Source organism: Leisingera sp. SA215 (genome assembly GCF_055902035.1).
The window spans coordinates 40,151-62,606 of record NZ_JBVVXU010000008.1; the positions used below are offsets into that span (position 1 = coordinate 40,151).

General features: G+C 58.5%; 22 protein-coding genes. 6 read left to right on the forward strand and 16 right to left on the reverse strand.

The features are described from left to right. Positions 1-223: 223 nt before the first annotated feature. From AC0KW6_RS10455 to AC0KW6_RS10470, 4 genes are all read right to left on the reverse strand, one after another. Positions 224-664, reverse strand: coding sequence for a MarR family winged helix-turn-helix transcriptional regulator (locus tag AC0KW6_RS10455; RefSeq protein WP_323777510.1), 441 nt, complete (start codon positions 662-664; stop codon positions 224-226). Then, a complete protein-coding gene (locus AC0KW6_RS10460; protein WP_474034868.1) occupies positions 664-1,494 on the reverse strand; it encodes a carbon-nitrogen hydrolase family protein in 831 nt (276 codons plus the stop codon). Before AC0KW6_RS10460 ends, AC0KW6_RS10455 begins: the two co-directional genes overlap by 1 nt. A 15-nt stretch (positions 1,495-1,509) precedes the next feature. After that, positions 1,510-1,767, reverse strand: a complete 258-nt coding sequence (gene grxC, locus AC0KW6_RS10465) for a glutaredoxin 3 (RefSeq protein WP_323777506.1) — start codon at positions 1,765-1,767, stop codon at positions 1,510-1,512. An 82-nt stretch (positions 1,768-1,849) separates the two neighbouring features. After that, positions 1,850-2,578 carry a ComF family protein gene (locus AC0KW6_RS10470; RefSeq protein WP_323777504.1) on the reverse strand — a complete coding sequence of 243 codons (729 nt, stop codon included), beginning with the start codon at positions 2,576-2,578 and terminating at the stop codon, positions 1,850-1,852. 13 nt (positions 2,579-2,591) lie between these two features. Here AC0KW6_RS10470 and AC0KW6_RS10475 point away from each other — a divergent pair, with 13 nt between their 5' ends. The 3 genes from AC0KW6_RS10475 to AC0KW6_RS10485 all read left to right on the forward strand — a co-directional run bounded on the left by AC0KW6_RS10475 (position 2,592) and on the right by AC0KW6_RS10485 (position 7,660). Further along, the gene (locus tag AC0KW6_RS10475; protein WP_323777502.1) at positions 2,592-3,413 is read left to right on the forward strand and encodes a methyltransferase domain-containing protein; all 822 of its coding nucleotides are present in this window, start codon (positions 2,592-2,594) and stop codon (positions 3,411-3,413) included. Between the two features lie 105 nt (positions 3,414-3,518). Next, a complete protein-coding gene (gene hemH, locus AC0KW6_RS10480; protein WP_323777500.1) occupies positions 3,519-4,580 on the forward strand; it encodes a ferrochelatase in 1,062 nt (353 codons plus the stop codon). Between the two features lie 71 nt (positions 4,581-4,651). After that, positions 4,652-7,660, forward strand: a complete 3,009-nt coding sequence (locus tag AC0KW6_RS10485) for an aminotransferase class III-fold pyridoxal phosphate-dependent enzyme (RefSeq protein WP_474034869.1) — start codon at positions 4,652-4,654, stop codon at positions 7,658-7,660. Between the two features lie 79 nt (positions 7,661-7,739). Here the strand turns inward: AC0KW6_RS10485 and AC0KW6_RS10490 are convergent, their stop codons facing one another. Beyond that, a complete protein-coding gene (locus tag AC0KW6_RS10490; RefSeq protein WP_019295279.1) occupies positions 7,740-7,922 on the reverse strand; it encodes a hypothetical protein in 183 nt (60 codons plus the stop codon). A 138-nt stretch (positions 7,923-8,060) separates the two neighbouring features. Next, on the reverse strand, positions 8,061-8,678 hold the full coding sequence (locus AC0KW6_RS10495; RefSeq protein WP_323779178.1) for a L,D-transpeptidase: 618 nt from the start codon (positions 8,676-8,678) through the stop codon (positions 8,061-8,063). Positions 8,679-8,848: 170 nt separating this feature from the next. Between AC0KW6_RS10495 and dalA the strand changes: the two genes are divergently transcribed. Continuing rightward, the gene (gene dalA, locus AC0KW6_RS10500) at positions 8,849-9,331 is read left to right on the forward strand and encodes a divisome-associated lipoprotein DalA (protein WP_323779184.1); all 483 of its coding nucleotides are present in this window, start codon (positions 8,849-8,851) and stop codon (positions 9,329-9,331) included. Between the two features lie 92 nt (positions 9,332-9,423). Here the strand turns inward: dalA and AC0KW6_RS10505 are convergent, their stop codons facing one another. From AC0KW6_RS10505 to hslO, 8 genes are all read right to left on the reverse strand, one after another. Beyond that, complete coding sequence (locus AC0KW6_RS10505) at positions 9,424-9,951, reverse strand: L,D-transpeptidase family protein (protein ID WP_323779176.1); 528 nt, start codon at positions 9,949-9,951, stop codon at positions 9,424-9,426. 66 nt (positions 9,952-10,017) lie between these two features. Further along, positions 10,018-10,827 carry an ion transporter gene (locus tag AC0KW6_RS10510; RefSeq protein ID WP_323779174.1) on the reverse strand — a complete coding sequence of 270 codons (810 nt, stop codon included), beginning with the start codon at positions 10,825-10,827 and terminating at the stop codon, positions 10,018-10,020. A 1-nt stretch (position 10,828) separates the two neighbouring features. After that, complete coding sequence (locus tag AC0KW6_RS10515) at positions 10,829-12,076, reverse strand: class I SAM-dependent RNA methyltransferase (RefSeq protein ID WP_323779172.1); 1,248 nt, start codon at positions 12,074-12,076, stop codon at positions 10,829-10,831. Between the two features lie 55 nt (positions 12,077-12,131). Next, the gene (locus AC0KW6_RS10520) at positions 12,132-13,976 is read right to left on the reverse strand and encodes an ABC transporter ATP-binding protein (RefSeq protein ID WP_323779170.1); all 1,845 of its coding nucleotides are present in this window, start codon (positions 13,974-13,976) and stop codon (positions 12,132-12,134) included. After that, positions 13,973-15,811, reverse strand: a complete 1,839-nt coding sequence (locus AC0KW6_RS10525) for an ABC transporter ATP-binding protein (protein ID WP_323779169.1) — start codon at positions 15,809-15,811, stop codon at positions 13,973-13,975. The genes AC0KW6_RS10520 and AC0KW6_RS10525 overlap by 4 nt, the downstream gene beginning before the upstream one ends. 216 nt (positions 15,812-16,027) lie before the next feature. Next, entirely contained in the window at positions 16,028-17,179 is a 1,152-nt protein-coding gene (locus tag AC0KW6_RS10530) for a CCA tRNA nucleotidyltransferase (RefSeq protein ID WP_474034870.1), read from the reverse strand. Beyond that, on the reverse strand, positions 17,179-17,787 hold the full coding sequence (locus AC0KW6_RS10535) for a CoA pyrophosphatase (RefSeq protein WP_323779165.1): 609 nt from the start codon (positions 17,785-17,787) through the stop codon (positions 17,179-17,181). The genes AC0KW6_RS10530 and AC0KW6_RS10535 overlap by 1 nt, the downstream gene beginning before the upstream one ends. After that, on the reverse strand, positions 17,780-18,766 hold the full coding sequence (gene hslO, locus AC0KW6_RS10540) for an Hsp33 family molecular chaperone HslO (protein WP_474034871.1): 987 nt from the start codon (positions 18,764-18,766) through the stop codon (positions 17,780-17,782). Before hslO ends, AC0KW6_RS10535 begins: the two co-directional genes overlap by 8 nt. A 77-nt stretch (positions 18,767-18,843) precedes the next feature. Here hslO and AC0KW6_RS10545 point away from each other — a divergent pair, with 77 nt between their 5' ends. Beyond that, positions 18,844-19,287 carry an NUDIX hydrolase gene (locus tag AC0KW6_RS10545; protein WP_323779161.1) on the forward strand — a complete coding sequence of 148 codons (444 nt, stop codon included), beginning with the start codon at positions 18,844-18,846 and terminating at the stop codon, positions 19,285-19,287. Positions 19,288-19,365: 78 nt separating this feature from the next. Here the strand turns inward: AC0KW6_RS10545 and AC0KW6_RS10550 are convergent, their stop codons facing one another. After that, entirely contained in the window at positions 19,366-20,619 is a 1,254-nt protein-coding gene (locus tag AC0KW6_RS10550; RefSeq protein WP_323779182.1) for a PP2C family protein-serine/threonine phosphatase, read from the reverse strand. Positions 20,620-20,806: 187 nt separating this feature from the next. Here AC0KW6_RS10550 and AC0KW6_RS10555 point away from each other — a divergent pair, with 187 nt between their 5' ends. After that, positions 20,807-21,130: an Hpt domain-containing protein gene (locus AC0KW6_RS10555; RefSeq protein ID WP_323779159.1), complete on the forward strand. Its 324-nt coding sequence runs from the start codon at positions 20,807-20,809 to the stop codon at positions 21,128-21,130. Positions 21,131-21,144: 14 nt separating this feature from the next. Here AC0KW6_RS10555 and ilvA read toward each other — a convergent pair whose 3' ends face one another. Then, the gene (ilvA, locus tag AC0KW6_RS10560; protein WP_474034872.1) at positions 21,145-22,371 is read right to left on the reverse strand and encodes a threonine ammonia-lyase IlvA; all 1,227 of its coding nucleotides are present in this window, start codon (positions 22,369-22,371) and stop codon (positions 21,145-21,147) included. Positions 22,372-22,456: the final 85 nt, after the last annotated feature.

Below are 22,456 nucleotides of genomic sequence, written 5' to 3' on the forward strand. Positions count from 1 at the left end.
TTAGTCATCGCGCCTCGCTTGGTATTTGTAACACGCGGGCTTGGTTTATTTTTCTGAGCCGCGACCGGGCACAAGCTACGAATCTATCGGATGCTTGCGGGCGTCACTTCAGAGGCTGCCCATTAGCTGTACGATTGCCATTCACGGCATGGTGGGGAAAAGGGGCGCTTGTTTGCAGGCGTCCCTTTTTATGCCGGGCAAATGACGGCTTGGATTCTGCCTCTCAGCCACTCTCTTCCAGCTTGCCGCGCAGTTCGCGCAAAATAGGCAAGGTCGCCCGGACCCGATCGCTGCCTAATTCACCCACAACTTCCGAGATCACCGGTATGATCCCGGCCAGTGCCGCGTCACGGGCCTGCTTGCCAGCCGGGCTGATGGCCACCATTTTGCGCCTTGCATCGTCCCAATCGGGGCGGACATGGATGTATCCCGCAACTTCCAGCTTGCTCAGCGTGTTGGTCATCGCCCCGCGGGTCACGTGAAACGCTTTGGCCAGCTGCGCGGGCGAGCGTTCCAACCCGGCCCGACCCAAGTGGTTCAGCACCGAGAAATGCGACAGTTCCATCCCTTTGGGCAGCACTTTGCTAAGACGTGACCGCGCCAGCTGGTCAGCCATAAGAATTTCGCTGAACAGCGATACCGCCAGGGAATGGGTCTCATCCATCAGGGTTCGTCAAACTCCCGGTCGTGAGTCAGGGACGGCACGCGTCTGCGCGCTTCTGCCACTTTTTCAAGATCAAGATCAACGAAAGTCACGCCTGGTTCTTGGCCCGCGTCGGCAAGCACCTCGCCCCAAGGGGCCACAGCCAGCGAATGGCCATAGGTCTTGCGGCTGGGCCCGCGAGAGGCCGGGTGCTGGCCGGTCTGCGCCGGGGCCAGCACAAAGCAGCCGGTTTCGATCGCCCGGGAACGCAGCAGCGAATGCCAATGAGCCGCGCCCGTAACATAGGAAAACGCTGCCGGCGCTGTGAGAATCTGCGCGCCTCCCTTGGCCAAGGCCCGGTGCAAATGAGGAAAGCGCACGTCATAACAGATCGTCATGCCGATATTGGCGAATGGTGTTTCTGCCACAATCGCCTTCGTACCCGGGCGGTAGCCATCGGATTCGCGGTAAGTTTCCTCTGGGGTGACCTCCACGTCGAACATGTGGATCTTATCATAGCATGCTTTGATTTCCCCAGATGGGGAAATCAGAAACTGCCGGTTGGCGAAACGCCCGTCCTCATCGTGGGTCTTAATCCCCAGCGAACCCAGCAGCAGCCACACCCCATGTTTCGCGGCCTCGCCACGCAAAGTTTCGAGGATCGGGTCGTTTTCTTGATGGCAAAGCACAGCATTCTGATGCGTCCGGCTGCCGGAAAGGCAATTGGTGACCTCCGGCGTCAGCACAAACCCTGCCCCGCCGCGGACAGCCTCAGCCATCATCGTCTTCACCGTTTCCAGGTTTTCAGCAGGGATGTCGGTGGACGTCATCTGAATCAGAGCTGCGCGCATTCTGTCTCTCCCGGTTCAGGCTGCAAGAAGCGGGTCGAGCTTGCCCGCCTGCTCCAGCGCATAAAGCTCATCACAGCCGCCGACATGGGTGTCGCCGATAAAGATCTGCGGCACCGTGCGACCGCCATTAGCGCGCTGAATCATCTCTGCCTTGCGATCCGGCTGCGCCAAAACGTTGATCTCCGAAAAGGTGACCCCCTTCTGGTTCAGCAGACGCTTGGCCGCGTGGCAAAATCCGCACAGCGGCGAGGTGTAGATTTCAACGGTTTTCATTCAGGACCCCATGATCTGATTTCGAAGGTTGTGGAGGAATTGGGCATTCATTGCAACAATTGCCAGAGGCGGGCGCGCCGCTTCACGCTCGCGTGACACGGGCCAGCACCGCAACACGCACTTCTGCTGCTCCGGCTAGCAGGCAGGCATCAGTACAAGCGCTGAGGGTGGCGCCGGAGGTCATCACGTCATCCACGATCAGAACCGTCCGCCCTTTGATCCGCCCTTTCCGGCTTGGGTGGGTCGTAATTGCAGCACCCAAATGCTGATAACGCTGGTCCCGCGTCTTGCCTTCCAGTGCGGGGGTCCGCCGGAACCTGCTCAGCAGGTCCGGGCAAAACTCCAATTCCGTGCGATTCGCCATTGAACCAGCTAGCAAGGCGGATTGGTTATACTTACGCTTCAGCAGCCGGGTCCAATGCAGCGGTACTGGGCATATCAGAGGATTATCCTCCAGCAATGGCTGCACAGCCCGCTCCAGCCATGCAGCGGCCATGTGCGCAATTTCCGTCCTGTCACCATGTTTCAGTGCCAGAACAAGCTTGCGGCCCTGCCCCTCATAAAGCAGCGCAGATCGCCCCTGGCTCCAAGGACGTGGATGGCGCAGGCAGCTGTCGCATTCCAGGCGGAAGCCATCCGCCTCGCCCGGCAATGGGGCGCCGCAGCCCTCGCAGACCGTGCCGCTGATGAAATGCATCTCGGCCCAGCAGGAACCGCACAGGCCAAAGTCGCTGCCAACCAGCCCTCCGCAGTTCATGCATTGCGGCGGGTATATCAATGAAACAGCGGTTTGAATCCCACCCAACAGCATCTAAATAGCTCCCATGACACAAGCACCTGCACAGCTTTTCGACCGTCGCACCCTGGCGGCCCGCCGCGCACGCCGGCGTGCCGATGCCCTGTTTCTGCACCGGATGGCGCGGGATGAGGTCGAGGATCGCCTGAACATGGTTAACAGACGCTTTACAGCGCCCGCCGTTGTCTGCCCTTTCCCGGAAGTCTGGGAGGGATTTCTACCCGGTGCCGCAGTGGTTCCTGATAACGATGTGCTGGCGCTGGAAGAAAGTGCCCATGATGTGTTGATCCACGCCATGTGCCTCCATTGGGCCAATGACGCGGTAGGCCAGCTGATCCAGTGCCGTCGTGCGCTGAAGGAGGACGGTCTGCTGCTGGTTGTCATGCTTGGCGGTCATACCTTGCAAGAATTGCGCGCGGCCATGGCTGAGGCAGAAACCGTGGTGATGGGAGGCCTTTCACCGCGCGTTGCGCCCATGGGGGAAATCCGCGACCTGGGCGGTTTACTGCAGCGGGCGGGTTTTGCTCTGCCGGTAGCGGATCTGGTACCGCTGACTGCCGAGTACCGCAACCTCACCCATCTGATCCACGACCTGCGTGGTATGGGAGAGACCAACGTCCTTGCCCAGCGGCTGAAAAACCCGGCGCCACGTGCCCTTTTTCAGCTCGCCGATCACATCTATCAGGAACATTTTGCCAACGCAGAAGGGCGGCTGCCCGCCACGTTCGAGCTGGTCTGCCTGACCGGCTGGTCGCCGTCGGACAACCAGCAGAAGCCCTTGCGCCCCGGCACTGCACGGATGCGCCTCGCCGATGCGTTGAGAGTGCCGGAAACCAAGCTCAAGCCCTGATAAATTTTCGCTATGGCTGCACCAATGTGATCCAATTGGCCTTCTGTGCGTAAAGACAGTAACTTGCCGCCAACCACCAATTTCTCAGCCCTACAGGACCTGCCAATGCTGGACGCCGCCCGGACCGCTAAATGCCCTGCCCACGCCCCTGCAGATCACCCTAAGATTCCGGTGGAAAAGGTCGGCATCCTTCTGGCCAACCTCGGCACGCCGGATAATTTTTCGTACTGGCCGATGCGCCGGTATTTGAACGAATTCCTGTCCGACAAAAGAGTGATCGACTACCCGTCCTGGAAATGGCAGCCGCTGCTGCAGCTGATCATCCTGACCAAACGTCCGTTCTCCTCGGGCGCCGCCTATAAATCGATCTGGAACCACGACAGGGGTGAAAGCCCGTTGATGACCATCACTAAAGACCAAACCGGCAAGATAGCAGCGGCGATGAAAGCACGGTATGGCGATCAGGTGGTAGTCGATTTCTGCATGCGCTATGGCAACCCCTCGACCAAATCCAAAGTGCGGGAAATGGTTGCGGCCGGCTGCCAAAAGATCCTGTTTGCACCGCTCTACCCGCAATACGCTGGTGCCACCTCCGGCACTGCCAACGACCAGTTCTTCCGCGCCCTTATGGATGAACCTTGGCAGCCTGCCTCCCGCACGATCGCGCCCTATTTCGACCAGACTGCTTACATCGACGCTTTGGCGCGATCGGTGGAAGTAGCCTATGCCAAAGCGGAAAGGCGCCCGGATATCCTGGTGGTTTCCTATCACGGTATGCCAAAGCGCTACCTGATGCAGGGCGACCCGTACCACTGCCAGTGCCAAAAGACGACACGCCTGCTTAAGGAGCGGCTTGGCTGGGAGGATACCTGGATCACTACTACCTTCCAGTCTGTATTTGGACCCGAAGAATGGTTGAAGCCTTACACTGTGGATCACGTCGCAACGCTTGCCAAGGAAGGCAAGAAGAGCATCGCGGTGATCGCGCCGGCCTTCTCGGCCGATTGCATCGAGACGCTGGAAGAAATCAACGAAGAGATCTGTGAAAGCTTTATGCATGCCGGCGGCGAGGACTTTCTTTATATCCCCTGCCTTAACGATGATAACGATCACATTGCGGCACTGGCCGCTGTGATCGAGCAGAATCTGCTAGGCTGGCTAGACTAAATCTCTGTCCCGGTCCAAATAGGATCCAATGTTAGATCGCTGGGCACACTGCCAGACCGGGGAGATTTTAGATGACGCTTGCGCATTGGGCCGCCGCCCTTGAACAGCATTGGGGGATCGAGGCGGAATTGAGCCGCCTCGATGGGGAGTATGACCTGAACTTCCTGGCCAAAGGGAGAGATGGCAAGGGTTATATACTTAAAGCCATGCGCCCCGGCTGCGAGACCTGGCTGGTCGATATGCAAGTAAAGGCGTTTGAGCATATCGCCGCGCGCCAGCCGGATCTGCCCTGCCCGCGGGTAATTGCCTCTGCAAATGGCCAGTCGCTGCTGAAACTACCGGATGAAGACGGTCAAAACCGCATGGTCTGGCTGCTTAACCAGTTGCCGGGGCGCTGCTATGCCAAGGCTGAACCGAAAAGCGATGCGCTGATCCATGAGATTGGACAGGTTTTAGGCGGCTCAGCCAAGGCGCTGGCAGATTTCAAGCACGAGGGGCTGGAGCGCGACTTCAAATGGGATCTGATGCGGGCGGGATGGATCACGGATCAGCTGCCCTGCATCACCAACCCGGCCCGACGGGCGATCCTAAATGAGATCGCTTGCGAGTTTGCTAAGTTAGCGCCTGTTCTGGCAAAGCTGCCCAAGCAGGCCATCCATAACGATGCAAACGATTACAACATCATGGTTGCAGGTGAACTTGGAGATCCCCGCCATGTCTCGGGCCTGATCGATCTGGGCGACATGTGCGCCGCGCCGCGGGTCTGCGATCTGGCAATTGCCGCGGCCTATATCGTGCTGGACCATTCCGCGCCGGAGGCCGCCCTGGCGGCGCTGGTGGCCGGCTATCACAGCGTCTGCCCGCTGACGCCTGCTGAGATTGATTTGATCTGGCCGCTCTTGCACGCACGGCTGGCGGTCAGCGTGGTGAACTCCACACTGATGGCGGCGGAAGATCCGGATGATCCCTATGTCACCATTTCACAGGCGCCAGCCTGGCGGTTCCTGGAGGGCAATTCGCTGCACCGAGGGCTGCTGTCTGCCCGGCTGCGCGCCGCCTGCGGTCTGCCGGTGGTGGAAGGTGCAGACCGTGTGATGGCCTGGCTGGAGCAGGAACGCGGAAACTTCGCTCCGCTGATGGGGCAGGATCTGGGTGATGCCCCCATGGGATCGCTATCAGTGGAAAACTCCACCTGGCCGCAGAACCCATTCCACATGCCAGCCGAGGAAGCCGCAAAGGTTGGTGAAGAATTCGAAGACAACGGCCGCATCTGGCTGGGCTATTACCACGAACCGCGGCTGGTATATACCGATCCGGCATTTCGAAACGGCCCATGGAAAGCCAGCGACCGCCGCACGGTGCATCTGGCCGTGGATGCCTTTGCCACGGCGGGCACTCCGATGTTTGCCCCGCTGCATGGTGAGGTCTTTGCGGCCGAATACCGGGACGGGCATCTGGATTACGGCGGTGTGATCATTCTGCGCCATGAAACGCCTGAGGGCGATTCGTTCTACACTCTGTACGGCCATCTTGACCCGGAATTCATGAATCGCCTGAAGCCGGGTGATGCGGTGGAAAAGGGTGAGCAATTCTGCTGCCTGGGCGATCCCAGTCTGAACGGCGGCTGGGCGCCGCATGTTCATTTCCAGCTGGCACTGACCACCGAAGGAATTGAGACTGATTGGCCCGGTGTCGGCGGCCCTGATGAGATGTACTTCTGGCGCGCAGTCTGCCCCAACCCGGCAGCCCTGCTGAACCTGCCGGATAAAAAGGTCCGCTATCACCCCACCAACAAGGATGAAGTTTTAGCGGGCCGCCGCGCGCATTTTGGTGGCAACCTAAGCCTCACCTACTCCGATCCGGTGATGCCGGTACGCGGCTGGAAGCACCATCTGTTTGATGAATGGGGCCGCCCCTATCTGGATGCTTACAACAATGTGCCGCATGTGGGCCACGCGCACCCGCGGATCCAGACGGTGGCAGCGGATCAGCTGAAACGGATGAACTCCAACACCCGTTACCTGCATCCGGCGCAAACCGCCTTTGCAGACAAGATACTGTCAAAGCTGCCCGGACATTTCGAAGTTTGCTTCTTTGTGAACTCAGGCACCGAGGCCAATGAACTAGCGCTGCGGCTGGCCCGCGCTCATACCGGCGCCAAGGGGATAGTGACGCCCGATCACGGCTATCACGGCAATACCACCGGCGCGATCGCGATCTCCGCCTACAAGTTCAACAAGCCCGGCGGCGCAGGCAAGGCGGATTGGGTGGAATTGGTGGAAGTCGCCAACGATTACCGCGGCTCCTTCCCGCGGTACGATCCGGACCGGGCACAGAAGTTTGCGGATCTGGTGGATCCGGCGATCAGGAACCTGCAGCAAAAAGGCCACGGCATCGCCGGCTTCATCGCTGAAACCTTCCCCTCTGTTGGCGGCCAAATCATCCCGCCCAAAGGTTATCTGCCTGCAGTCTACGACAAGATCCGCGCCGCGGGCGGTGTCTGCATCGCTGATGAGGTGCAAACCGGGCTGGGCCGGCTCGGGGATTATTACTTCGGCTTCGAACACCAGGGCGCGCTGCCGGACATCGTTGTGATGGGCAAACCCATCGGCAACGGCCATCCGCTGGGCGTGCTTGTGACAACCAAAGCAATTGCCGAAAGCTTTGACAACGGGATCGAGTTCTTCTCGACCTTCGGCGGCTCTACCCTGTCTTGCCGGACCGGCAAGGAGGTGCTGGAAATCGTCGATGATGAGGGCCTGCAGGACAACGCACGAGTAATAGGCGCCCAGTTGATCGAAGGGCTGCGGGGGCTGGAACAGAAATACGCCTGCGTTGGCGATGTGCGTGGAATGGGCCTGTTCCTGGGACTGGAACTGATCTCCCCTGATGGTTCCGAAGCCACTGGAATCTGCTCCTACGTCAAGAACAGGATGCGCGATCATCGGATCCTGATCGGGAGCGAAGGCCCAAGGGATAACATCCTGAAAATCCGCCCGCCGCTGACCATAGGTGCAGAAGACGCAGACATGATCATCCATACTCTGGATGCCATCCTGGGCGAAGTGGAGGCGGCCTGACAGCCCCTCCCTACCCGCAGATCAGGCAACAAAAAAGGCGGTGGAGAACCACCGCCTTTTCTGTAACCTTGTACCGAACTTAGCTCGATGCAACAGCTGCGCCGACCAGAACCAGCAGCAGCAGCGGCAGCAGGATGCCGCTGGAAGAACCCTGAGCTTCTTCCACGATGACCGGCGGTTCTACAACCGGCTCGGACAGGTTGCCAGCAGTGGCGGTCGAAGCAGCAGCAGTCAGCGCAGCAGCGATAACGAGTTTTTTCATGTTAACCTCCAGAATTCGCACGGATCATACAACTGAACCACGCACCCAAGACTTATCTCGTATTTTTTTCTAACCAGCAAATCCTCGGGATTGCAATTGCTTGTTATAGTTAACAGCTCAGCGCCCCGCCTCGTGTCGTCAAATTAGCAACACCTGTGTGCCGACTTTGGCTAAGCTGAACAAATCGGCGATATGCTCATTGTAGAGCCCGATGCAGCCATTGGACGATTTACGGCCAATTTTTCGCGTATCGTGGGTTCCGTGGATGCGGTAGTACTTCCAGCTAAGATAAAGCGCATGAGTGCCAAGCGGGTTGTCCGGTCCCGGCGGAATGAAAGCAGGCCATTCAGGGTTGCGCTTGCGCATATTCGGGGTTGGAGCCCAGCCTGGGCCTTCAACCTTGCGGACGATCTTAGTCCGGCCGCGGCGGGTCAGGTCGTCGGACAGCGGTACGGAAGACGGGAACAGTTTGTATACGCTTTCATCCTGTGACCAGTAGTGCAGAGCACGGCTGTCGATATCGACTAGAATCGCTCCGTTCCGCAGGTTATCAAAGTATGGCCTCCAGGATTTGGCGCGGAAGGCAGAAATGTTGCGCTGGACAGACGGTTCCGGCTCAGGCGGCGGGCGCAATGGATCAAAAGCCTGCTGCGCCTCGTCGCTGGTGTCTTGCGCTAAGGCTGACGAGGAAATCAATGCAACGCTGCCGGCAAGAAAATGCCGCCTGCTGAGGGTATCAAAGGGGTTTTGGGGCATCACTCTTTCCAACTTGCGCAATCAGGATCAATGGTCGCGCCATTTTATGGCCCGAAAGCCGCAGTCGCAAATCAATCCGACAAGCAGGCCCGCATATTTCTGCCGGTCCGTTTGCACCTCTGCCGCAGGAAGGATAAATGCATCAGCAACCGACGGAGCGAGAGAGCAATATGAGACGTGTTTTTCTGCTGATGGCTGCTGCATTGATAACTGTAGCAGCGGCATGTACGCCCGTAACAGATTCTGGCAGCACCTACCGTATTAGAAATGCAGATAAAGTGCAGATCCGAATGCTCGATTCTGTCAACGCCCTGCGCGAGGCGGCTGGAGCACCGGCCGTTCAGCTGAATGCGGAGCTGACCGCGGCCGCCGCGACTCATTCCCGGGACATGTCAGTGCAAAACCGGCCATGGCATTTTGGATCCGACGGCTCCTCGCCGCTGGATCGGGTGTCACGTGCGGGTTACACTGGCTCGCTTCTGGGAGAAAACATCTCAGAAACCTACGAGAATGAACAGCAAACCCTGTCTGCTTGGCTGGAACGCCCGGCCACGCGCGCGGTGATTCTCGACCCAAAAGCCTTGAACATGGGGTTCTCTTGGTTTCAGGAGCCAAACGGAAAAATCTGGTGGACGATGGTTATGGGCAGCTGAGCCACGGCGCCGTGCATCAGCACGGCGCCGGCCCAAAGCCGGCAAAAAGGTACTGGCGGCATATCCGCAGGTACGGGAACCCTGGTTGAAATTCAGGGCCGCAAGGCGATAACCGTACCGTCCTGCACCATGGCGTAGATCTCTTCGATCTCTTCATTTGATACTGCGATACACCCGGCGGTCCAGTCATCCACCCGGGATGCGCGCTTCCGCTCCTTGCGGTTGTTCGGCTCTCCGTGGATAAAAATCTCTCCGCCTGGCCGCTTGCCTTGTGCATGCGCATTGGCCCGGTCCTGCCGGTTCGGGTAAGAGATTCCCACCGACAGATGATAGCGGCTGTTGGGATTGCGCCGGTCAATAACATAGGTGCCCTCAGGTGTCTTTCCGTCACCCTCGAAAGCCTTATGCCCCAGCGGTGCAAACCCTAGGTCGACCTCATACTCGCGCAGAATTTCTTCGTTGTGCATCAGGTAAAGCTTACGCGTACCCTTGTTGATCACGATCGAAGTCACTTGCGGTCCGTCATATGACTGAAAGCGACTCACTGTGCCGCTGGAGATGCTGCAACCGGCCAGCGCAAGGCTTGCGGCTGCACCGAAACCAAATGCCCTTCTGTCCATTCTCAAAGCCTGTATTTCTTTTTTGCCTCTATTCAGCCTGTACCGCGAATTGACTGTTAAGGAAATTCACAATTTCCTGTCCTGGGCTGTTTGACGGCTTAGCCTTTGTTCAATCGCTTCCAGCCGGCTCAGCACTTCGTCCCTATAGGCATCTGTGCGTTCCACCTCTTCTTCTCCATGGGCATCCTGCATGGAGTTCACGATCAAGCCGACGAGAAGGTTCACCACAGCAAAAGTCGTCACCATGATGAACGGCACAAAGAAAGCCCAGGCGTGTGGATGCACTTCCATTACCGGTCGCACGATCCCCATTGACCAGCTTTCCAGCGTCATGATCTGGAACAGCGAATAGGCGCTGCGGCCCAAGTTGCCGAACCATTCCGGAAAGTCATGGCCGAACAGCTTGGTAGCGATCACAGATCCGATGTAGAAAATAATCGCCATCAGCAGAAAAACCGAACCCATCCCCGGCAGCGCGGTGATGAACCCCTCGACCACCCGGCGCAGGCGCGGTGCAACCGAAATAACACGGAGCACCCGCAAGATACGCAACGCCCGCAGAACTGACAGCCCTTGCGCCCCCGGTGCCAGCGCAATGCCGACGATCACAAAATCGAACACATTCCAGCCACTCAGGAAAAACCGCAACCTGCGTACAAAAAGTTTGGCCAGAATCTCCATTACAAAGATCGACAAGCAGATGTAGTCGACCAGGTGAATCAGACCGCCAACTTTGGCCATGACATATGGCGCAGTCTCCAGCCCCAGAGTGACTGCATTGACCAGGATGACAGCGGTAATAAACCGGCCAAACCGGTCACTGTCCAGAATCGCTGCCAGGCGGCGTGTCGGGGTGAACGCTTGGGTATCAGTCATCTCAGTCTTTCACGGTGAATCGCGCAACCAGTTCGGTATGGGCCGACCAGCGGAACTGGTCAACAACCTGCACCCAGTCAAGGCTGTAGCCCGCCGCAACCAACGCTTTGGCGTCGCGGGCAAAACTTACCGGATTACAGGACACATAGGCGATCACAGGTGTCCGGGCGATGGCCAGTTGCGCAGTCTGCGCCTCGGCGCCTGCACGGGGCGGATCAATCACAGCAGCATCAAAGGCAGCACCAAACGGGTTCAAATCCTCGGGCAGCAACGGATTGCGGAACAAGTCGCGGACCTCGGTGGTGACTTTCTTCAGTCCTGCCGCCCTGCGCCAGCCTGCATCCAAAGCTTCCAGCATCGAACGCTCACCTTCCACCGCATGCACTTCGGCGGTCAGCGCCAAAGGCAGAGCAAAGGTGCCGCAGCCAGCAAATAAATCGATGATCCGCTTGGCTCCGCTTGTCACTTCCTGAACCGCCGCCAGCAACGCCGCCTCACCTTCGCGTGTGGCCTGCAGGAAGGCCCCAGGCGGCGGACAAACGCGCGCCGAACCAAAGGATTGCATCGGCGGCTGTTCCATCGCAACCGGTTCATCCTCCCAGGTCAATCGGGCAATCCGGTACTGATCTGCCAGCTGCGCCAGTTTAATACGCAGTGGCCCGTCCAGCGGCTTGCCATTCCTGACCAATATGTCCAGCCCGGCGACCGAGGTGGTAATCGTCACGGCCAGCGGTGTCTTCCGGCTGGCCCCGGCCATCGCCAGCGCCTCTGCCACTGGAATGGCGGCCATCAATGCAGGCTCCAGCAACTGGCAATCGGGAACTTCAGTGATCACATCCGACGCCTGACCATGGAAACCGGCCATCGCACCCTTCTTGGTGCGCCGTACTGCCAGCGTCGCGCGGCGGCGGGAACGGGGTGGAGAGGTGCGGATCGGCCGAAACTCAGTCTCCAGCCCTTGTGCCATCAACGCGGTACGCACGACTTCCGTTTTCCATTCAGCCACAAAACCGTCACTTGCATGCTGCAGCTGGCAACCGCCGCAGGATTTGTAATGGCGGCAGGCTGGCTGCACACGGTGCTCGGACGGAGTTTCGACCCGAATATTGGTCAGGCGGCTGCCCTCTGCGAAACCTGAGACGGTTTCTCCCGGCAGGGCGCGCGGGACAAATACCGGTCCATCGGCCACGCCATCGCCCTGATGGCCCAGCCGGCTGATCGTCGCTTTGGTTCTGGCTGTGTCTGTCATGGCCGCTCATTACAGCGGCAAGCGGGGCAGCAAAAGCAAAATGCGCTGGATTTATTTATTCAGCAGCGGCCTTGTTCTCATCTGTGCAGATGAAGCCACCGGACTGGCGCGCCCAAAACGCAGCATAGAGCCCGGCCTTGGCCAGCAGCTCTTCATGGCTGCCGCTTTCAGCGATCCGCCCTTTCTCCATCACAATGATCCGATCCATCTCGCTCAGGGTCGACAAACGGTGCGCGATCGCCAGTACCGTCTTACCCTCCATGACCCGGTGCAGTGCGGCCTGAATGGCCGCCTCCACCTCGGAATCCAGCGCTGAGGTTGCCTCGTCCAAGACTAAAATGGGTGCGTCCTTCAGAATAGCCCGGGCCAGAGCAATTCGCTGCCGCTGCCCACCCGAGAGTTTCACACCGCGCTCGCCCAGAAAAGCGTCATAGCCTTTGTGGCCCTGCCCATCCTCCAGCTCTGCAATGAACTCATGCGCCTCGGCCTTTTCTGCCGCGGCGATCAGGTCTGCTTCGGAGGCATCCGGCCGGCCGTAGAGTATGTTCTCCCGGGCCGTGCGGTTGAACATGGCCGTCTCCTGGGTGACCATGCCGATCCGGCTGCGCAGCGAGTTCTGAGTGACGCCGGTGATGTTCTGGCCGTCGATCAGGATCTGGCCCCTTTCCCGGTCATAGAGCCTGAGAAGAAGGGAAACGAGCGTCGATTTCCCGGCACCCGAGGCGCCGACAATGCCCAGTTTCTCACCCGGCTGAATGGTCAGGCTGATGCCCTGAACCCCGCCCACATCACGGCCATAGGCAAATTCCACCTGGTCAAAGACGATCCCGCCTTCGCTAACCTGCAGCGGTTTGGCATCGGGCCGGTCTTCGACCCTGGCACGGACCGAGAGGGTCTTCATGCCGTTCTCGATCTCGCCCACATTGGAATAGATCGCCATCAGCGTGAAGCTGACCCAGCCGGTCATCTGGGCAATGCGGATCGAGACCGCCCCAGCGGCTACGATGTCGCCCTCAGTCGCCGTGCCCGTCTGCCACAGGAACAGTGTCGCGCCGATCATCAGCACAGGCAGCACGCCGGCCAAGCACATCAGGCAGAACCGGAAGCTGGCGGCCAGATAGCCGAATTGCAGCGCCTTGTCGCGGAAGGAGACCATGGCGTCCTGGGCGGTGCGCTCTTCATGGTCGGCATGTGCAAACAGTTTCACCGTCTTGATGTTGGTGATCGAGTCCACCACTTGGCCCGTCACCATCGCCCGCGCACCAGCACGCGCGCCAGACCGCTTGCGGACACGCGGCAAAAACCAGCGGATCAGCGCGAAATAGGCAATCAGCCAGACTAGAAACACCCCGGTAATGCGCCAGTCGATAGAGCCCAACAAGGCCAAAGAGCCCGCTAAAGAGGCCAATGCAAAGGCGACCACGTTGATCATCTCGCTGGTAACGGAGGTGACCGCAGTTGCGGTTTGCATCTGTTTCTGGGCAATGCGGCCGGCAAAATCATCGTCGAAGAACCGGACCGCCTGACCTAGCGTCCAGCGGTTCAGGCGCGACAGCACCAGCGGGTTCACGTTGGGCTGGACAATTATTGCGTTAGAGGCCGCAGAAAGGCCGAACAGCACCGGGCGCAGAAACATGAAGAAGCCCAGCGCCAGCGCGATCACCGCCATGTTCCGGTCTGAGAAGAACTGCTCCGGCCCGCTGGCGATTGCTGTATCGATTACCATGCCCAGGATATAGGCAGTGCCCGCCTCCATCCCCCCGGCCAGTGCCGAAAACGCTGCCGCCAGAAATAGCATCGGCCACGCGCCGGCCAGGCACCAGCGCAGGAAGGCCCCCAACTGCTGCGGCGGCGGCCCCTCTGCCGGGCGGAAGGCGTCAATCAGGTTGCCAATGTTCATTCTGCTGCCTCGATGTTCAGGAAGCCGCCGGATTGGCGTGCCCAGAGCTGTGCGTAAAGCCCATGCGCCTGCAATAGCGTCTCATGCGTGCCTTCTTCAACTATGCGGCCCTGATCCATCACCAAAATACGGTCCATCTGTGCGATGGTGGACAGCCGATGTGCTATGGCGATCACCGTCTTGCCCTGCATCATGCCGTAAAGCGTTTCCTGAATCGCCGCCTCGACCTCAGAATCCAGCGCCGAGGTAGCCTCGTCCAGAACCAGGATCGGCGCGTCCTTCAGGATCACCCGGGCCAGCGTCACCCGCTGGCGCTGGCCGCCCGACAATTTCACCCCGCGCTCGCCCACATGGGCATCATAGCCCTTGCGGCCCTGCGGATCCTCCAGATCCAGGATGAACTCATGCGCCTGCGCCTGTTTGGCGGCGGCGATCATCTCCTCTTCAGTGGCGTCGGGACGGCCGTACAGCAGATTGTCCCGCACAGACCGGTGCATAAGCGCGCTGTCCTGCTGCACCATACCGATGCGGCTGCGCAACGAGTCCTGCGTCACCGCGCGGATGTCCTGACCGTCAATCAGGATCTGGCCGCCTTCGGCGTCATAAAACCGCAAAAGCAGCTTCACCAGTGTCGACTTGCCGGCACCAGAGCGACCGATCAGGCCGATCTTCTCGCCCGGCTGGATTGTCAGGCCGATCTTGTCGAGCCCGCCTGCCTCACGCCCGAAATGGTGTGACAGGTTGCGCAGTTCGATCTTCCCTTTGGCCAGCTGCAGCGGTTCTGCATTGGCGGCATCCACTAGGTCGATAGGCTGGGCGATGGTTTCCATTCCCTCAGCCACAACACCAAGCTGGCGGAAAAAGGAGGTAAGTGCCCACATGATCCAGCTGGTCATTGCGTTGAGCCGCAGCGTCAGCGCCGTGGCCGCCGCCACCAGGCCCACCGAGGCGGTTCCCTGCGACCACAGCATAACTGCCCATCCGACCACGCCAACAATCAGCAGACCGTTCAGCGTGACCAGAGCAGCATCCATAACGGTGAAGATACGCATCTCCGCCTGAAACGTCTTACGGGTGTTCTCAATCGCATCGCGGGCATAGGTCAGCTCGTTGTCGTGATGTGCGAACATCTTAACTGAATGGATGTTGGAATAGCTGTCGACCACACGACCTGTCACGGTAGAGCGCGCATCAGACGATGCCTGACTGGCCGGGCCGACCCGCTTGACGGTCCACATCACCAGCATTGCATAAAGCGCAAACCATAGGGCCAGCGGCAGCATCAGCCGTACGTCCGCTACCCACAGCAAAACGGCTGCACCGACAAGATAGGCCAGCGAGAAGGTGATGGCATCAAAAACCTGAAAGATCACCTCCCCCGCGGCTGGAGGAGTTTGCATGATCCGGTTGGCAATCCGGCCTGCAAAGTCATTCTCGAACCAGCCCACAGACTGGCGCAACACATGCTTATGCGCCCGCCAGCGGATCAAGGTGCCAAAGTTCGGCAGGATCGCATTATTCAACAGCATCACATCCAGAAGCTGGATCAATGGCCGCAGCAGCAGGATGAACAGAGCAACCAGTATCAGCTCGGTTCCATGCGCTTCCCAAACCTGCCTGGGCGTACCGGACATCAGGTCGACAATCCGGCCCATATAGTAGATGAGACCCACCTCTATCCCGGCGACCAGCACCGACATCAGCGCGGTCAAGACAAAGACAGTTTTGAACGGCTTGGAAAAATCGCGCAGGAACGGCCACAGCCGGGTTGGCGGCGTGTTGGTCTCCGGGTGGGCGCAATAAGGATCAATGAGGTTTTCAAAAAAACGAAACATGCGGGTGCTCCAAGCGCTCGAGCATTGATTTGGAATACAGATGAAGACAGCAGGCCGCCGAAGGCCTACGCCTAACAGGGGCAAGGTCTCAGACGTTAAGAAAACCAGATCCCGTAATACATCAGTATTCCTCCGTCATGTGGTGGCAGCCTTATGGGTACGCAAGATTTGCAGTTTTGTCACTCCCCGAGGTTGTGACTCTGCTGTCAGACTATGTCAGCGGAGGGAGTCCAGCAACTGCTCGCGGCTCAGGGAGAATCCCGAGGCAATCCATTCCGCCTCCATTTTCTTCAATGCAGAACCCAGCGCCGCGCCCTTGAAATCGGGCAGAAGATCGCGGGCTTTCACTGGAAAGATCATTCCTGCACCCAAAGCAATATCAGTCTCAAAGGTTGGGGAAACTGGCTGTTCCAGCAGGGCAGTGCGCAACAGCATGGCATCCAGTGCCTGTTCCGCCCCTATCCGGTAACCCAGTTCTCCCGCCCCGGCCGTGCCTGCCGCTGCTTCCCGGATTGTCTCAAGATGAGAGGCCTGAGCTTTACTTAGCCGCAGGGCGTCTTTCAGACCATCACCGCCTAGTGCACCCAACCGGCGGAGCGCGGATGCCGGGCGGTTTGATTCCAAGTGTATCAGTGGCGCCAGCACGCGGTCATCCGCTCCCGGAAGGATCTGCGCCAACACGCCTGCCTGACGCATGGCGGCGACCGCAGGTGCAGGGTCAGGCGCCGCCAAAAGCTTCATTATCTCGGCACCGACACGTTCCTTAGACAGTGTAGCCAACCCCTCAAGGTTGGCCGCAATCGCCGCCAGCGCATTCGGGTCAAAACCCAACGTTTGATCGCCGTACCATGCGTGAAAGCGAAAATAGCGTAACGAACGTAAGTAATCCTCGCGGATCCGGTTCCCTGCCGTGCCGATGAACCGGATCCGGCGTTTCTGCAAATCCGCCATGCCGTCCAGAGGATCGATTATCTCTCCATCCGGACGGGCATAAATCGCGTTCATGGTGAAATCGCGGCGGCGGGCGTCCTCAGTGATTTCGGTTGAATACGCAACGACAGCCCGGCGGCCATCGGTAGCCACATCCTTCCGGAAGGTGGTGATCTCATGCGGAATGCCGTTCTTGATCAACGTCACTGTACCATGGTCAATACCGGTAGGAACCGCCTTGATCCCGGCTCGGCCTGCCAGCGCCACCACCTGCTCCGGCAGTGCGTCAGTGGCAATGTCCATATCGGAAACCGCCTCCCCCAGCAGCGCGTTGCGGACGCACCCGCCGACAAACAGAACTTGCGCACCGTCTCCCATGACCGCCTTGCAAACTGCTTGGGTCGCAGGATCCTTCAACCAAGGTTGATCAATTCGCATTATTTCTCCATCCGTGCCGCAAATCCGCGCAGCATCCGCGCGGTGGCGCCCCATATGTAATAGGATCCGTATGGAACGGTATAGTAGCGACGGCGGGTACCGCGCCAGCGGCGGGACTCAATAATGTAGTTTTCCGGCTTCAGCACATGGGCCAGCGGAACGGAGAAGACTTCAGCCACTTCACCTGCTTCCGCGTGCACTGGAAATTCTTCACCGATCAGCGCCACAACCGGCGTCACCGAAAAGCCGGTTACCGTCTCATGCTCCGGCAGGCAGCCGATGATCTGCGGAAGCTCCTGCGGAAGCCCGATTTCTTCCCAAGCTTCGCGCAACGCTGCGGCGCAGGCGTCCGTGTCACCAGCCTCTACTTTACCGCCGGGAAAGGCGATCTGGCCCGGATGATGCTTCAGCGCGGAGGAGCGTTTGGTCAAAATAAGCCGTGGCACTTTGCCGGCAACAGAAATGGGCACCAGCACGCCGGCTGGCCGCAGCTTACGTCCCACTGGCAGCACGGTGCCGGGGTTGAGATCAAAGTCGGAAGAGCCGCCGCCCTGTTGTTTCAGCGCGGCCGCAATTCTATTGGCAAGGTTCTGCGCGGCCTCACTCACTGGGCGGGTTTTCCGCTTCGAATCCCACGCTTGCCGGGTCCAAATCATAATGCGCGCTGCAGAACTGGCAATCTGCCGTGACCCGGCCATCCTCGTTTGTCATGGTGCCGATGTCTTTGGCGGAATAGATCGACAAGCTTTGACGCACCCGGTCTTCGGAGCAAGTGCAGCCGAAACGAACGGGCTGGACATCGAAGACCCGCGGTTGTTCCTCGTGAAACAATCGGATCAGCAGTTCGGTCGGGGACACTGATGGCCCGATCAGCTCCAATGCCTCGACAGTGTTCAGCAGCATCGTGGCCCGGTTCCAGTTTTCTTCCTGATCACCAGACACCAGATCGCTGGCTTGCAGGATTTCACCCGATCCTTCGACGTGTGCAGCAAAAGGCGAAGCCTTGGGCATACTCTGCAACATAATGCCGCCCGCGCGCCAATGTTCGTCAACACCAGGCTCGGATGATTTACCAAAGCTCATCTTGAACATAGTGGGCAGCTGTTCGGATTGTGCAAAATAAGCCTCGGCACAGGCCCGTAGCGACCCGCCAGACAACGGCGTGATACCTTGGTAGGGCTTGGTGCCTTTACCCTGATCGATCATAATGGCAAAATACCCTTCCCCGACCTGATCAAACGGGTTGCTGTCGGTAATCCGGTCACGGTCGAAACTTGCATAGGCGCGGATCCGTCCGATTTCACCTTCTTTTTGCGGTGCGTAATAATCGGTCGCAATCATCCGCACAGCACCCTTGGACTGCACCTGCAACGACAGCTTCCAGCGCAGGGAAATCGTCTGCCCGATCAGTGCCGTCAACAGCGCCATCTCGGCAACCAGCGCCTCAACTACCGGCGGGTAGTCGTGTTGTCTCAGGATTCCGTCCAGCACGCCGTCCAGCCGCGCAACGCGGCCGCGCATGTCCGAGGCATCAAGCTGGAAGGGCAGGACGGTATCGTCCCACGCGATTTTCGAACCAAGTGTCATGGGGTTTCCTTACGCGCCGGGGATTGGCATACCGGGGCTATATAGGAGAATTGACACTGGAGTGAAGGGGCCGACGTGTGATCAGGCGATTTGGTAAGACACCGGAGAACGGCCAGCGGTACCGGATACGCCCGGGCGCCTATGCTTTGCTGCCGCGGGACGGCAGGCTGCTGATCACCTGCCAGTTTGCGCCTCAACCAGACCTGCAACTGCCAGGCGGTGGTATCGACCCAGGCGAATCACCCATTCCAGCACTGCACCGGGAGGTTTTTGAAGAAACCGGCTGGAAAATCGGCAAGCCACGCAAAATGGGCGTATTCCGGCGCTTCGCCTATATGCCGGAATACGGTCTTTGGGCTGAAAAGATCTGCCATATCTATATCGCCCGCCCATTGCGACGAATCGGCCCGCCTGCAGAAGACGGGCATGAAGCCCTGTGGATCGACCCGGAGGAAGCCGCCATGCGGCTGGGCAATGCTGGCGACCGGCATTTCGCAGCCCAACTGGCAGCCCGGTTGTAACCGCCTGCGAAACTGGCAGCCGAAAAGACAAAAACCCAGCCTCAGCCAGGACAGCATCATTTAGAAGAACTGACAGATCTACGGACCCTGATACTCGAACAACGTGGCCGAGACGTCATCCTCAAGCCCGTGTTCCTTGCTCATAACTTGCGTCAGATGCCAGTAAAGATCATCCAGGAATTCCTTGCTGCTTTGCTCTGACCCGCATTTTTTCACCAGCTCCAGCAGACCCTCCGGCTCAAGCATGGAACCGTCTTCCAGCCGCGCCTCTGTAAAGCCGTCAGAGAACAACAGCAGACGGTCGCCGCGTTCCATAACGAATTCTTCCTGGCTGTAGCCGATATCGGGGACCAACCCCACAGGCACGCCGCCCTTGCCGATAAACTCCATGTCACCGTTATTGCGCATCAACAACGGATGCGGGTGCCCGGCTTGCACTATCTTGACGACACCGCTGCGCAAATCAGCGATGCAATAGGCCATGGTGAAGTACTCTTCGATCCCTGTATCAGCAATCAGCCGTGCATTCAGCAGGCTGGCGACTTCCTCCGGCTGGCGCAGTGCATAAAACCGGTTGAAGCGTTTCTCCATCCCGACATTCTGATCGAAGTAATTCGAGGAGAGATAGCCTCCCAGGCGTGCTGTCATCATTGCCGAAGTAATGCCATGACCGGACACGTCGATAGAATAAAAACCGATTCTGTTCACACCTGGAGAAAACATACCCACCAGATCACCGCCAATATGGCCGCAGGGTTTCAGCAGGAGACTGACGGTGGAGGATCCAAAATCCTTGGACAGTTCCGGCACCAGTGATTCCTGAATCTTGCGGGCTTGGATCAGATCTTTGTCGATTGCATCATAAACACGCTGCAACTCCCCCAGCGTTTCGGACACGATACGGTTCTTCTCGGACAGTTCCCGCTGCATTCTCAGGATCCGCTCACCCGCAGAAATCCGCGCCCGCAGTTCATCCGAATTGACCGGCTTGGTCAGGAAATCGTCGGCACCTGCGTCAAGCCCTTCTGCAACCTCGTTCTTTTCGCTTTTTGATGTCAGAAGGATGAAATAGGCATAATCCTCGCTGGAGCGGGCGCGGAAGGCCCGGCAGAATTCCAGCCCGTTCATGCCTGGCATCATCCAGTCGCTGAGGATCAGATCTGGCGTTTCCGCCTGACAGATCTCCATCGCAGCCTCGCCGCTTTCTGCCTCAACAACCTCAAATCCCCACTTTTTGAGAGAGGCCACAAGGATGCGTCTTTGCAGTCGGCTGTCGTCGACAACCAGCACACGGCGTATTGATCCGGCCACTGTGTGGTCCTCGTTGTCCATCGAACTTTCTGGCAGCACCGAAGGCACCTCACAAATGGCAAAATCAGACAATCTTGTGATACTATCGGTCCAGAAATTTAACAGGCTGTGAAACCTACAATTTGAGCTTCTGTCTTTATTTCACTATATTTTTACTGCAATCAACTTACTAAGTTGCGCATGGCGACTGATCTTAGGAATATATGACATGATTGACTGGCCGCGAGTGACTGAGCTGCGCGAGGAAGTTGGCGCCGAGGATTTCGAAGAAGTTGTTGAAATTTTCCTCGAGGAGGTCGAGGAAGTTATCAGCAAGCTGCAGGACGGCGACCGCAGTCAGCTTGAGCAGGACCTGCATTTCCTGAAAGGCAGTGCGCTCAACCTCGGATTTGATGAGTTTTCGGCGCTGTGCCTGGACGGCGAGCGGAAGTCCGCACAAGGCGAAGCAGACGATGTCGATGTCCCCGCCATCATTACCAATTTCCAAACATCCAAGTCAGCTTTCCTGACCAGAATGTCCGAAAATTTCTAACCCGTCCCTCAGCGTCAGATAACAAACTGCGCCAAAGTCTCGTCTTGAGTAATGTCGGTGAAAGTCATCCCCGCCGCATGCAGCCGCGCAAACAGTTGCTCGAAATTTTCTGGCCGTTTGGTTTCGATCCCGATCAGCACCGAACCGAAATTACGGGCAGACTTTTTCATATACTCAAAGCGGGCGATATCGTCCTCTGGGCCTAAGATTCCGAGAAACTCCTTCAGCGCACCTGGACGCTGTGGCAGGCGCAAGATGAAATATTTCTTCACTCCGGAATAGCGCTGCGCCCGTTCTTTGACCTCCGGCAGGCGTTCAAAATCGAAGTTGCCTCCGGAAGTGACGCAAACCACGGTTTTGCCGCGGATCCAGGAGCGCACATCCTGCAGCGCCTCGACCGACAGCGCGCCGGCCGGCTCCAGCACGATGCCTTCCACGTTCAGCATCTCAATGATAGTGGCACAGATCCGGTCCTCGGAGATCGTCAGGACATCCGGCAGCGGCACGCCCTTCAAAATTTCAAAGGGCAGCGCGCCGATCCGCCCGACCGCAGCACCATCTACGAAGGTGTCGACATGATCCAACGCAACCGGCTTGCCAGCAACAAGCCCTGCCCGCAGACAGGCGCCGCCGTCAGGCTCGACAAACAGGCTGTGCACCTCTTCACCAAACCAGGAGGACACCCCAGCCGACATGCCGCCGCCGCCAACTGGCAGCAGGACATGGTCCGGAGCTTTTTCGAGCTGCGCCTCAATCTCCACTGCGATGGAGGCTTGGCCTTCAATCACATCAGCATCATCAAAGGGCGACAGAAAATGCCCGCCCTCCTTGGCGCACCACTCTTGCGCTGCGGCAAGGCAGATGTCGAAATAGTCACCGACCAGATGGATTTCGATGTTGTCGCCGCCGAACATCCGGGTTTTCTGGATCTTCTGCTGCGGCGTGGTGACCGGCATAAAGATCACCCCGCGCTTGCCCATGTGACGGCACATAAAAGCAACGCCTTGGGCGTGGTTGCCGGCCGATGCGCAGACAAACAGCTCTTGATCCGGCTGTTTGCGCATTGCGTTCAACGCACCGCGGATCTTGTAGGAGCGGACCGGGCTCAGGTCTTCGCGCTTAAGGTAAATGTCGGCACCGAAACGCTCGGACAGATGCACATTGCGCTGCAGCGGCGTTGCGGGAAACACATCGCGCATCGCCTGTTCAGCGGCGCGGGCCTGGGACTTGAAATCGCTCATGTGTCCTTCAGTGGCGCAAGCCCGCCCGCAAGGCAAGGGGCGGGTGTGAAAGCATGCATAAGAATACCGTCAGAACCGTCCTTGA

Coding starts and splice junctions, on each gene's coding strand:
- AC0KW6_RS10520 (WP_323779170.1), bottom strand. CDS start 13,976: ATGAACATTGGCAACCTGATTGACGCCTTCCGCCCGGCAGAGGGGCCG.
- hemH (WP_323777500.1), top strand. CDS start 3,519: ATGCTGGACGCCGCCCGGACCGCTAAATGCCCTGCCCACGCCCCTGCA.
- AC0KW6_RS10470 (WP_323777504.1), bottom strand. CDS start 2,578: ATGCTGTTGGGTGGGATTCAAACCGCTGTTTCATTGATATACCCGCCG.
- AC0KW6_RS10455 (WP_323777510.1), bottom strand. CDS start 664: ATGGATGAGACCCATTCCCTGGCGGTATCGCTGTTCAGCGAAATTCTT.
- AC0KW6_RS10485 (WP_474034869.1), top strand. CDS start 4,652: ATGACGCTTGCGCATTGGGCCGCCGCCCTTGAACAGCATTGGGGGATC.
- AC0KW6_RS10495 (WP_323779178.1), bottom strand. CDS start 8,678: ATGCCCCAAAACCCCTTTGATACCCTCAGCAGGCGGCATTTTCTTGCC.
- AC0KW6_RS10505 (WP_323779176.1), bottom strand. CDS start 9,951: ATGGACAGAAGGGCATTTGGTTTCGGTGCAGCCGCAAGCCTTGCGCTG.
- AC0KW6_RS10555 (WP_323779159.1), top strand. CDS start 20,807: ATGATTGACTGGCCGCGAGTGACTGAGCTGCGCGAGGAAGTTGGCGCC.
- AC0KW6_RS10515 (WP_323779172.1), bottom strand. CDS start 12,076: ATGACAGACACAGCCAGAACCAAAGCGACGATCAGCCGGCTGGGCCAT.
- AC0KW6_RS10525 (WP_323779169.1), bottom strand. CDS start 15,811: ATGTTTCGTTTTTTTGAAAACCTCATTGATCCTTATTGCGCCCACCCG.
- grxC (WP_323777506.1), bottom strand. CDS start 1,767: ATGAAAACCGTTGAAATCTACACCTCGCCGCTGTGCGGATTTTGCCAC.
- ilvA (WP_474034872.1), bottom strand. CDS start 22,371: ATGAGCGATTTCAAGTCCCAGGCCCGCGCCGCTGAACAGGCGATGCGC.
- dalA (WP_323779184.1), top strand. CDS start 8,849: ATGAGACGTGTTTTTCTGCTGATGGCTGCTGCATTGATAACTGTAGCA.
- AC0KW6_RS10475 (WP_323777502.1), top strand. CDS start 2,592: ATGACACAAGCACCTGCACAGCTTTTCGACCGTCGCACCCTGGCGGCC.
- AC0KW6_RS10550 (WP_323779182.1), bottom strand. CDS start 20,619: ATGGACAACGAGGACCACACAGTGGCCGGATCAATACGCCGTGTGCTG.
- AC0KW6_RS10530 (WP_474034870.1), bottom strand. CDS start 17,179: ATGCGAATTGATCAACCTTGGTTGAAGGATCCTGCGACCCAAGCAGTT.
- hslO (WP_474034871.1), bottom strand. CDS start 18,766: ATGACACTTGGTTCGAAAATCGCGTGGGACGATACCGTCCTGCCCTTC.
- AC0KW6_RS10460 (WP_474034868.1), bottom strand. CDS start 1,494: ATGCGCGCAGCTCTGATTCAGATGACGTCCACCGACATCCCTGCTGAA.
- AC0KW6_RS10490 (WP_019295279.1), bottom strand. CDS start 7,922: ATGAAAAAACTCGTTATCGCTGCTGCGCTGACTGCTGCTGCTTCGACC.
- AC0KW6_RS10510 (WP_323779174.1), bottom strand. CDS start 10,827: ATGACTGATACCCAAGCGTTCACCCCGACACGCCGCCTGGCAGCGATT.